Genomic DNA, 10,738 nt, shown 5'->3' with positions numbered 1-10,738 from the left:
AAAATTATATTAAGTCTTTATCTATATATGAAAAGATAGGAAATATTGAAGGGCAAGCTAACATAAATGTTTTTCTTGGAACAGCATACACCACAATAGGGAGAAATGATCAAGCTTTAGAATGTTTGAACAAAGCACTTGCTAAATGGAAACAGTTAGATAACCCTAGCAGTGAAGCTAATACATTACAACTTATAGGCGAAATCTATAATTTTATAGGAGATAACCAAAAAGCTTTAGAATATCTTAACCAAGCATTAAAGATTGCCAATGAAGCAGAAAAATATTACTATAGAAGCTGCAATAGCATTTAATATTGGTAAAGTATACAGGGATATAGGAAACAATCAAAAGCTCTAGAAATATTGAATAGATCCCTAGAGCTTGATACTAAAATTGGAAACCTTTCAGGTAAAACACATACACTTAATTTTATAGGGGTCGTTTACATAGAATTAGGAGATAACCAAAAAGCTTTAGCAGCTTTATATGAAGCATTAAACTTAAACATAAAACTAGGAGATATTTCTGGTCAAGCTACAGCTTACAATTCAATAGGTGGTTTTTACTTCTATTTAGCAAATTTTGATGATGCTTTAGAATTTTTTAACAAGGCTTTAGAATTACGTACCAAACTAGGGGACTTAATAGGAATAAATGAAATCCTTTCTAATTTGGGAGCTATTTATAAAAAAAAAAAAGGAAACAAGGAAGCAGCATTAAAATGCTTAAATAAAGCATTAAATATCCAGTTAGAACTAAAAGAAATTGTTGCCCAAGCAGTTACATTAAATACTATTGCAGTAATTTATATTGAGCAAAAAAAATATGATAAAGCATTAAATTATCTTGAGAAATCCTTGGAATTAAACAAAACAACAGGAAACCTCTCTCAAGAAGCTTCAAATTTGATTAATTTTGGAATAGTTTATGAGGCTAAAAGAGAACTAGAAAAAGCTTTAGAATTCTCTAATCAAGCTCTAGAAATTTACAAAAGTATAAAAAACCCTATTGGACAATCAGAAGCATTATTTATAATAGCCTCTATTAAATGCAACACTAACAATCTTGACCAAGCTTTAGAAAGTATTAAAGAATCCATAGAAATAGTTGAATCTTCAAGAGATAACATTAAAATACAGGATTTGCGTACTAGCTATTTTTCATCCGCGCAAGATAAGTATAAATTTTATATTGACTTACTAATGCAATTACATAGACAACAACCATTAGTTGGCTATGATATACAAGCATTTATTGTTAATGAAAATAGTCATGCACACACTCTATTAGACCTAGTAAATCAAAGTAAAGTAGATATTCGTAAAGGCTTAAATGTAGAACTTATTAAACAAGAAGAAGACTTAAATGAAGAATTAAATGAAAAAACGGCGGCTTTATTGAAAGCTCAATTAGGTGATAAAAAATTATCAAAAGAGGAAATTTTTAAGTTACAGAAAGAAATTAAAGAAATTAATAAAGAACTAGAACAAATTGAGCTTAAAATAAAAAATGGAAGCACTATTTATGCTACATTAAATAAACCTAAACCAATTTCTTTAGAAGAAATTCAAAGAGAAATACTTGATCAAAATACTGTGCTTTTAGAATACTGTTTAGGTGAAAATGATAGTTATTTATGGGTAGTTAGCTTTAATCACTTTGCTAGTTATCGGCTTGCAAAACGAAGTATTATCAATAAAAAAGCAAAAGATCTATATAATTCTTTAAGTACAAATATGGACTTTGGGTTAAAAGGAAAAGCAAGGCTTGTTAGAAAAGACTATGAGAATCTAGCTACTGAATTAAGCGATTTATTACTACTACCTGCCATTGATAAATTGGATAAAAAACGTCTTGTGATAGTTGCTGATGGAATACTCAACTTTATTTCATTTAGTACACTTGCAGAACCAAAAATAAAAAAACTCCCTTCTAAACAATATTTACCATTAATTGTTAACCATACAATAGTAACTGAGCCTTCTATTTCTACACTACTATTACTAAAACAAAAAAACTCACATAATATTGCTACCGCTAAAACAATAATTCTTTTTGGTGATCCAATATTTGGATATGACGATGTAAGGATTAGAGAGAGTTTATTTAGTAAAGAAGCAAAGCAGAAACTTAAGAAAATAGGACATCTAAAGAGTCAAAATGAAAAATTATCCAGAACTATTTTAGAGAAACCATTTATTAGATTTGGTGGCAAACTAACAAGATTAAAATTTACAGGTGAAGAAATAAAAACTATAACTAGCTTTTTACCTTATGACCAATCAGAGGCTTGTCTTGGTTTTGATGCTAATCTTAACAATATAACTAATAGAAATTTGAAGAAATATCAATATATTCATTTTGCTACACATGGACTAGTAGATAGTGAAAACCCACAATTTACAGCTTTGGTGTTATCTTTGATAGATAAAGAGGGAAAAGAAATAAATGGCTTTTTAACACTCAATGAAATTTTTAATTTAAGGTTTGATGCTGAGATGATAACACTTAGTGCTTGCCAAACTGCTTTAGGTAAAGAAGTTAGTGGAGAAGGGTTAATAGGTTTAACACATGCTTTTATGCATGCAGGAACAAAACGTTTAGTAGTAAGTTTATGGAATACTAATGATCAAGCAACTGCGGAATTAATGGTAAAGTTTTATAGAGAAATATTTAATTCAAAACTAACACCTTCAGAAGCATTACGAACAGCACAACTTTCACTGATGAAAGAACCTAAATGGCAATTGCCTTATTATTGGGCAGCTTTTCAGTTACAAGGGGAATGGTAAAAATAAAACTAGTTGTTATTGGTTTGTAAGCCTTTCAATCTCTTTAAGTAATTCATTAATGATGTTTATTAGATTATCTTTATTAAAGTTGGTTTTTAATAATTCTCTTTGCCAAAGTACATCACCTGTTTTGTTAACTAAGAAAACAGCTTTTTTTTCTTCTGAATATTGTAAGATTGCATCTGCTTGAATAACAAAATCCGCTACTTTTAAGGTACTATTTTGAGTTATAAAATCTTCTATATCTTCTTGAATTTCTTGATTTTCTTGATTTTGGAGTTTTATATAGAGTTTTTTACAGCAAATAATTCTTTTTGCTTGTCTTACTCCACGTTCTGTAAAATTTGGGGGATTATAGGAAGATTTGTTTTAAGGTTTCGTTTTGAAACTTTAGGCAAAGATTTTTTTTGTTTAACTAATTTATCAGGTTTGGGATTAGAACTAGGATTAGTATTAGTAGGAATATTAAATGATGGCTCTTTAATTAAAATTGGTTCAGTTTTTTTTATTTCTTCTTTGCTAGTTAGAGGTTTTTGTGATGATAAAATATAACTGAAGTAAAAATAGGATAAAACCGTTAGCACAATAAAACAAGCTAGTACAATTGCTATTTGGGGTCTAACAGCATAAGGTTGAAAAGATATATTTATTCTATAAATTAATTTTCTCCACATAAAAACTAATATTCTTGGGAAATATGTTTCTTTGTAGTAGATATGTAGAGAAATTTTTCCTTCTTGATTTGTTTGTTCATTTTCTAAAAAATCAATAATTAAATCTATTGTTTGTCCTCCTTCAAGCTTGATTTTGTAATTTTGCGACTTTTGTCGTTTTATAGTAATTTCCTGTGTAATTAAGTGTGTTGTTAATAATAAACCGGTTTCTTTAGCACGAATTTCTATAAGTTCTGCATCCTCTGATAGCTGGAGGCTTTTATATTTTTCTATAAAAAGGTTAAAAACCGTTTTTTCCTTTCCATCCACAATTATTGATAATATTCCAGACAGAGTATTTTTACGACGTTTTGCAGTTTCTTCTAGCTTTTGAGGAATAATAGATAGTTCTTTTGTTGCATCAGGCGGCTTACGTCTATTTTGGGAATTTTTATCATTTAAATTTTTTGTTAAAGAAAATAAGGGGATCTCTAAACGATCTTTAGGATAAACTAAGTTTAGTGTTGTTGTTAATTGTGTGTAGCAATTGTAATGAATTACTGAATGAATTCTTTTAAGTTCAACAAGGAATTCATTATCAGGATTATCATCATTAAAAATAAAATCATTAAAAGAGCTAATACATTCTGTTGCCCAAGGTTTAAAACGATCTAAGCAATCTTCAACTAACTCCAATAATATAAGAAACTTATCAGGATCTTTGACTATTTCAAAGCGTTCTTCATTTTCCTGTTTAGAAATACTTAAAAAGTTACCAAAAGACTCCTTTAGTTGACTAAAAAACTTGCTTTTATATCGCTTAGATTCTCGTTCAATGTTAGCAATATCTTGAGTAGTACGATTAGGAGCCAATGACATATAAATCTTAACTGTTTCCCTATTACTATATTTGTGTAGTATTCGGCTCATACCTACTACTGCACTAAAAGAATTATGTTTAAGCATCATAGACAATAAACGCTTAAGGTAACATACCAATAATCCTTCTTCGTCAACACTTTTAGACCAAGTGGCAGTTAACTCATAGTTTTCTGAAAGCTTATAAATCAGCCTTTGTAATAATTGCTCTTAATGCATATACACCTTTGATCGTTGTTTTTTCTTTTCCTGATTAGCTAAGAAACGACCTCTAAGATTGTAATAATGCCTTTTATCTTGACGTTCACAAATTACTTCCCACATTTCAAAAGCATTAGAAGTTATTTCAAGTGCTATATCTTTATTTGGATGAATAAAAAAAGCTAGCTGGAAAGCTCTAACTAATAAGTCTTCTTGGTCATTTAGCAAATCTTCTTTACTCAATTGAGCTTTATACATCTATTTAATCAGATACTTTCTAAATACTCATTAAAACAAATACTTATAAAAGAATAATACTAATCAGATTTTACTTTTAGAGGGAGTGAATTTCGGAATTACTATTTTCCCACTAGTAGGTTTTTTTAAGGCTGTAAAGTAGGAAGCAATAAATTTCTTAAACTTATAAGGAGAAAAGATGAAAAATATAACAGATATCTAACAACTCTTTTTCTACTTTTTTTATTAGTTTTTTGTTTTGGTTCAGAAACCTATGCACAAGAAGATTTTGAAGATGGTCTTGGTGGTGAGGGTGGTGGCGGTGGCGGTATTATTTTTACAGAAGATAATTTCTGCACTAGTCCCTCTTGTGATTCAGTAGGAGTCTTTATAAATAATACAGCCACTTTTAACTTAAAAAGACCTGGTTTTTCAGACCTTATTTTCAATTATGGAACTCCAAATAATGGTCTTATACCAATAACAGGAGATTTTGACGGAGATGGTATTGTCACAATAGGTTTATACGACCCAGCAACATCAATATTTTACTTAAAAAACTCAAATAGCAGTGGGCCAGCAGATTTAGTATTTCTTTATGGGGGGCCAAATAGAGGTTTTTTACCTATAGTTGGAGATTTTAATGGAGATGGTATTGACACAGTAGGCTTGTATGAAGTTCCTACATCAATATTTTATTTAAGAAACTCAAACACAGAAGGTTTTGCTGACTTAACATTTCTTTATGGATCACCAAATAGAGGTTTTTTACCCATAGTCGGAGATTTTAATGGAGATGGTACTGACACAGTAGGTTTATATGAAGTTCCTACATCAATATTTTATTTAAGAAACTCAAACACAGAAGGTTTTGCTGACTTAACATTTCTTTATGGATCACCAAATAGAGGTTTTTTACCCATAGTTGGAGATTTTAATGGAGATAATATTGATACAATAGGTTTATATGAAAAACCTACATCAATATTTTACTTAAGAAACTCAAACACAGAAGGTTTTGCTGACTTAACATTTCGCTTTCCTAAACAGCTTGCTCCTTTTGAAGAGAAATATCCAATAGTTGGCAATTGGGCTGTAGAACTTCAGTAGTTTTAGAGACAGAAAAAATCAATATATTGTGCAAAATGCAATACTGAAAGTCTGTTGTTTTGAAACAAGTTTCAAAATTTATTTTCTAGGTAATACTGAACAACTGTTCAGTATTACCTTTTCACCATTACCAAATTAATTAATTTCTTCCAGCATTAAGAATTCTAAGCAATGCAACAAAAATATTGTAGACATCTAAAAATAAATCTAAAGCACCTGCAACATATTCATTAGTTGGGTAGCGGTGTAGTATTTGTTGCGTGTCATATAAAACATAACCAGAAAATAGTAGTAATGACGCAACAGCAATACCAAAAGAAAAAGCACTAGAAGCTAGAAAAATATTTAGCACAACTGATAAAACCACAACGGTTAAACCTACTGTAAGCATTCCCTTCATAAAGCTAAAGTCTTTTTTAGATACAAACGCGTAAACTGTTAGCCCACCAAAAATGCCTAGGGTTAAAACTCCAGATTGAACAATGGATGCTGGATTATTAATAGCTAGAATTGCTAGAAGTGGAGAAAGGAATATTCCCATTAAAGTAGTAAAGCCAAATAAAGCTAATAGATTAATACCTTTTACTAGCCTAACAGCTTGTGTCCCAATTACAGCACCAATTAAGACAAACAATGAAATCCAACGATGTTCAATAATTGCGATCATTATTGGAGGAAAAGAAAATCCTATTCCAACGCCTACCATTGCAAATAAAATTCCAGCAAAAAATAGTCCATATACCTTACGAATAAAACCTACTCTTTCTGCTAGGGGTGCTGTTGCAGCAGTAGGTTTGCTAGCTACTTCCCAATTATTTGCACCACCCCAAGAATTTTGTTTTTGGTCTTGTTCTTGAAAGAAACCGCCCATATACACCTTCCTTTTACCTAACTATTTTGACATTCTCTGTACAATTAACTATGTTTATGGGTATTTTAGCATTGAAAAAAATATTCCCCAACTTACATTTTTCTAAAAGGTGTTCCTATGATACTAGATAGTTTTGCTAGTTTAGAAATTTTAACTGTAGCCTTTGAACTTAGAGTTTGTCAGCCAGTTTCTTTACCTAGTTTCCTTGGAACAACTTTACGAGGTGCTTTTGGGCAGTCCCTAAAACTAGTTGCTTGTAGATTAGGAATTGCAAATTGTTCTAATTATTGTACTTATGAAGATTTTTGCCCCTATGATTATCTTTTTGAAACAGCCTCTAAATCTGCTGCTAAACGTTTGCAAAAACAAGCGGATACACCAAATCCTTATATAGTAGTCCCACCTCCGCTTCAGGGAACTGAAACACTTAAAAAGTTTGTTGAAGGGGATAAACTGGTTTTTGGAATAAAATTAATAGGAAAAGCCTGTTATTATCTGCCATATATTATTAATAGCGTTAAAGATATGTGCAAAACGGGTTTAACTGTTAAACGAATACCTTTTAAAAGCTTAATTGAAAGCCGTTTAACAAGTTTTAATGATCCTAAAGAGCTTAAAATAGAGCTTTTAACACCTTTAAGGCTTCGTACTGGCAGAGATTTTTATGTTGGCATGAATGATGAAAACCAATTAACTTTTGAACTACTTATAAAAAACTTGATTCGTAGATTTTCTTTATTAGAACAATTTCATGGCGACGAGTTAAGTCTGAAAGAAACAGAGTTGTTTGACAAACTTTTAAAAGAAGCATCTAGTGTAACTCTAACAAATGACAATACTTATTGGTTTGATACAGAACGATATTCTAATCGTCAAAAGGCTAGATTAAGAATTGGTGGTTTGATGGGCAGTATAAGTTTTAGAGGTGAAAATTTAAGAAAATTTCTTCCTGTTTTACTTCTTGGAGAACACTTAAATATAGGAACATCCACGGCATTTGGCCTAGGACAACTAAAAATATCTGTTTAACTTGTTGGATAAAAACAACATGTTTTATGCTTTTCCTAGCTCAGTTACTTTTTTTACTACCATATCAAAAACTTCGGCAACTTCAATAGTGTTAAGGCAATCGTGATGAGGACAAGTAGTTACTTGGCTATCACCTGTTAGCTTAAAACATGGGCTACAAGGCAATTCTTTTCTAATCATTACATGAAGTTTACCTAATGGAGCAGTCCGGCGATAATCAGTTGGCCCATAAATAGCAACAACAGGTGTTTGCATCGCTACGGCTATGTGCATTAGTCCACTATCGTTACAAACTAGCAAATCACATTGGTCAATTAAAGAAGCGGCTTGAGGGATGTTTGTTTCACCTGCGGCAATAATAATATTTCCTGATAAACCTTCTAAAGCTTCCTTAATCATTGCTACTTCATTTTTGGCCCCTAGCATTAATAAAAAAGCTTTTGGAAATCGGCTAGTTAGCTTAATAACTAACTCTCGATAGCGTGCAGGTTGCCATTGTTTCCAACGCATTGTTGGAGATGTTCCCATTTGAATCCCAATTATTAAAGAGTTAGGTTTAATTTGTCGGCTTGTCAAAAATTGCCGGGCAATAGCTTGATCGCTATCAGCAATATACATAAAAGGAGGTTGATTAAGTAATTTTTCATCTACGCCTAAAGCCTGAGCAAGAGCAAAATAGCGATCAACTTCATGTTGGGCTTCCTCCATTTTTACGCCTACATTGTAGATAAACCCGTAACGATCCGGCCAACCCGGACTACGAACATGCCCAACTCGGTATTTAGCACGGCTAAAACTTACCATTAAAGCTAAGAAATATGAATTACTATGAAATTCACTAATAATCATGTCATAGTTGCTATGTCGAACTTTGAGAATATGCTTAATCCAGTCCGACCAGCTTTGACGATTAGAAATATCATAGTTTTTTGTAAAATATCCTGCACCTTCTAAAACATACTCACAACCTGTGTTATTGCCTGTTTGGAGGTGAAATTCAGCATCAGGAAAATGTTTTTTTAGCGCGGCAATTGTTGGAGTATATAAAATAAAATTACCTAAGCCATGATAAGCACAAATAAGGATTTTTTTAATTTCTGATGGGTTTGGTTGAGGAGGTTTTCTTAAAAAAATAGCACTATAAATGCGTAAGGATTTTTCTATTGCATGTTCTAGCCAATATTCAAAATTGTAATACATTTAATTTAGCTACTTTTGTTTTAGCAGAAAAATTTTTAAGGAAAGAAATACCTGGTTTCTTTCCTTAAAAACCTAAATAATTACTTAATTACTTTGCCTTCCATATCTTGTGGAATAACTTGATCCATATAATGCAAGATTGTAGGGGCAACGTCTTTAATGTCTAGATCTGTACGATTAACGCTAGTGTCATCCGTTGGACGCTGCATTAGAAAGATTCCATGCCAGTCGTGGTTAGCATCGTCTGGGCCTGTATCGTTTTCAAAAGTATAAATTTCATTTAGTCCAATTGAGCCGACAGAACGCCAGTTTAAGTCATCAAAATAAACAAACAAATCTGGTGGAATATTTTCACAAATTGGATAAACATCTTCTGGGCGGACAACTTTTGTTTGCATAGGCTTGCCTTCATGATTTGGCAAAGCTTCTAGTTTTGCGATTAATTCATTACGAAAAGCTTCGTATTCTTCACCTGGTGCAACCGTTCCTTGTGGCTCTCTGCCCTTTACATTAACCATTAGACGGGCATAATAGCCACCTGAACCCCAAGCGCGGGTTTTTTCCCAATCAACATCACATTTTTCTACTGGAGCAGGTTCTTTTGGCATCTCTTTTAAGGTAAGGTAGCCTTCTTTTATTAACCATTCATTAATACAAATTCCACCATCCATTTTTCTTGCACCGTGATCAGAGACAACTAAAACGGTAGTTTCTGGCCCAGCTATTTTTAAGAGTTCACCTAAACGCTCATCACAGAACTTGTAGTAGTTTTTAATAGAATTTTCGTAGGGGTTGCCTGGTTCATGCTTTAAGTGTGTTGTGTCCATATATTTCCAAAAACCATGATGAATGCGATCTGTTCCCATTTCTACCATCATAAAGAAATCCCATTCTTTAGTTTGTAGACAATGTTTAGCTAGCTTAAAGCGTTTGTCTGTCATTTCAAAGATTTGGTTTAGGATTCGATCTTTGTCATCTGTTCGGAAATTATTACAATCTAAGATATAGCCTTCAGTAACTTCTTCTACTTCAGCCTTAAATTCTTTAGGATAAGTAAAACCGCTTTTAGTGCTAGGTGTTAGAAAACAAGAGACTAAATAACCATTTAATGGTTTAGGTGGATAGGTTTGTGGAACACCTAAAACAATACATTTTTTTCCTTCTTTTGAAAGAATTTCCCAAACTGTAGGTTCTTTAACTTGAGCAGAATTTGGAATAGACATTTTGGCATAAGAATAGTCGGCTCGGTTACGTAGCCCATAAAAACCAAGCCTACCCGGACTTTTTGAGGTTAACATTGACATCCAGGCTGGAACAGTAATAGGTGGATCAGTAGATCGTAATTTACCCCAAACCCCCTTTTCCATTAAAGATCTAAGATTAGGTAAATCATCCTTCCACTTGTCGAAAACTAGCTGTGGGGCTGCACAATCTAGCCCAATCACCATAACTTTTTTCATTAATTTTTGCTCCTAAAACTAGAAAATTAGCTAACTATCGTAATTTCTTAAACAACAATTGACAAGCACATGTGCCAAAAACAAATAAAATAAACATATCCTTACTGGTTGCTCTAGGGGCAAACAATCTTGATCTTTGCCTTGTCTGAAACTAAACAAAAGGTGTACTATATTAAAAAGCCTCACTCCAAAATTAAGAGTATTCTTTAAGTATTTTGGATGGTTAGAATTTATTGATAAGCTATTGTTAACTAACTATATAAATAATTATTTAGCAATAATAGTTTACTAATAAGAATTATT

General features: G+C 32.0%; 10 protein-coding genes. 4 read left to right on the top strand and 6 right to left on the bottom strand.

Features of this window, described 5'->3' with window-relative positions:
• Together IPK14_17960 and IPK14_17955 are read left to right on the top strand one after the other, a co-directional pair.
• Positions 1-314: tetratricopeptide repeat protein (locus IPK14_17960; protein ID MBK7995193.1), on the top strand; the 314-nt coding region annotated here is incomplete at its 5' end.
• A gap of 51 nt (positions 315-365) precedes the next feature.
• Positions 366-2,795 (top strand): CHAT domain-containing protein, encoded by a 2,430-nt coding sequence (locus IPK14_17955; GenBank protein ID MBK7995192.1) that lies wholly within the window; start codon positions 366-368, stop codon positions 2,793-2,795.
• 323 nt (positions 2,796-3,118) lie between these two features.
• Here the strand turns inward: IPK14_17955 and IPK14_17950 are convergent, their stop codons facing one another.
• From IPK14_17950 to IPK14_17940, 3 genes are all read right to left on the bottom strand, one after another.
• Positions 3,119-4,378, bottom strand: coding sequence for a hypothetical protein (locus IPK14_17950; protein ID MBK7995191.1), 1,260 nt, complete (start codon positions 4,376-4,378; stop codon positions 3,119-3,121).
• Between the two features lie 159 nt (positions 4,379-4,537).
• On the bottom strand, positions 4,538-4,771 hold the full coding sequence (locus tag IPK14_17945) for a hypothetical protein (protein MBK7995190.1): 234 nt from the start codon (positions 4,769-4,771) through the stop codon (positions 4,538-4,540).
• A 266-nt stretch (positions 4,772-5,037) separates the two neighbouring features.
• Complete coding sequence (locus IPK14_17940; GenBank protein ID MBK7995189.1) at positions 5,038-5,214, bottom strand: hypothetical protein; 177 nt, start codon at positions 5,212-5,214, stop codon at positions 5,038-5,040.
• 220 nt (positions 5,215-5,434) lie between these two features.
• Between IPK14_17940 and IPK14_17935 the strand changes: the two genes are divergently transcribed.
• Positions 5,435-5,875, top strand: coding sequence for a hypothetical protein (locus tag IPK14_17935; GenBank protein MBK7995188.1), 441 nt, complete (start codon positions 5,435-5,437; stop codon positions 5,873-5,875).
• Between the two features lie 139 nt (positions 5,876-6,014).
• On the opposite strand, the gene IPK14_17930 is transcribed toward IPK14_17935, so the two are convergent.
• Positions 6,015-6,746: a Bax inhibitor-1/YccA family protein gene (locus IPK14_17930; GenBank protein ID MBK7995187.1), complete on the bottom strand. Its 732-nt coding sequence runs from the start codon at positions 6,744-6,746 to the stop codon at positions 6,015-6,017.
• A 117-nt stretch (positions 6,747-6,863) separates the two neighbouring features.
• Here IPK14_17930 and cas6 point away from each other — a divergent pair, with 117 nt between their 5' ends.
• The gene (cas6, locus tag IPK14_17925) at positions 6,864-7,775 is read left to right on the top strand and encodes a CRISPR system precrRNA processing endoribonuclease RAMP protein Cas6 (GenBank protein ID MBK7995186.1); all 912 of its coding nucleotides are present in this window, start codon (positions 6,864-6,866) and stop codon (positions 7,773-7,775) included.
• A gap of 24 nt (positions 7,776-7,799) precedes the next feature.
• Here the strand turns inward: cas6 and IPK14_17920 are convergent, their stop codons facing one another.
• Together IPK14_17920 and IPK14_17915 are read right to left on the bottom strand one after the other, a co-directional pair.
• Positions 7,800-8,975 carry a glycosyltransferase family 9 protein gene (locus IPK14_17920; protein ID MBK7995185.1) on the bottom strand — a complete coding sequence of 392 codons (1,176 nt, stop codon included), beginning with the start codon at positions 8,973-8,975 and terminating at the stop codon, positions 7,800-7,802.
• 80 nt (positions 8,976-9,055) lie between these two features.
• Positions 9,056-10,435, bottom strand: coding sequence for an alkaline phosphatase family protein (locus tag IPK14_17915; GenBank protein ID MBK7995184.1), 1,380 nt, complete (start codon positions 10,433-10,435; stop codon positions 9,056-9,058).
• Positions 10,436-10,738 lie beyond the last annotated feature (303 nt).

It is taken from the genome of Blastocatellia bacterium (genome assembly GCA_016713405.1).
Taxonomy (GTDB): domain Bacteria; phylum Acidobacteriota; class Blastocatellia; order Chloracidobacteriales; family JADJPF01; genus JADJPF01.
The sequence above is the reverse complement of the archived record's forward strand: the minus strand, read 5'-3'. Positions and strand labels throughout refer to the sequence as shown.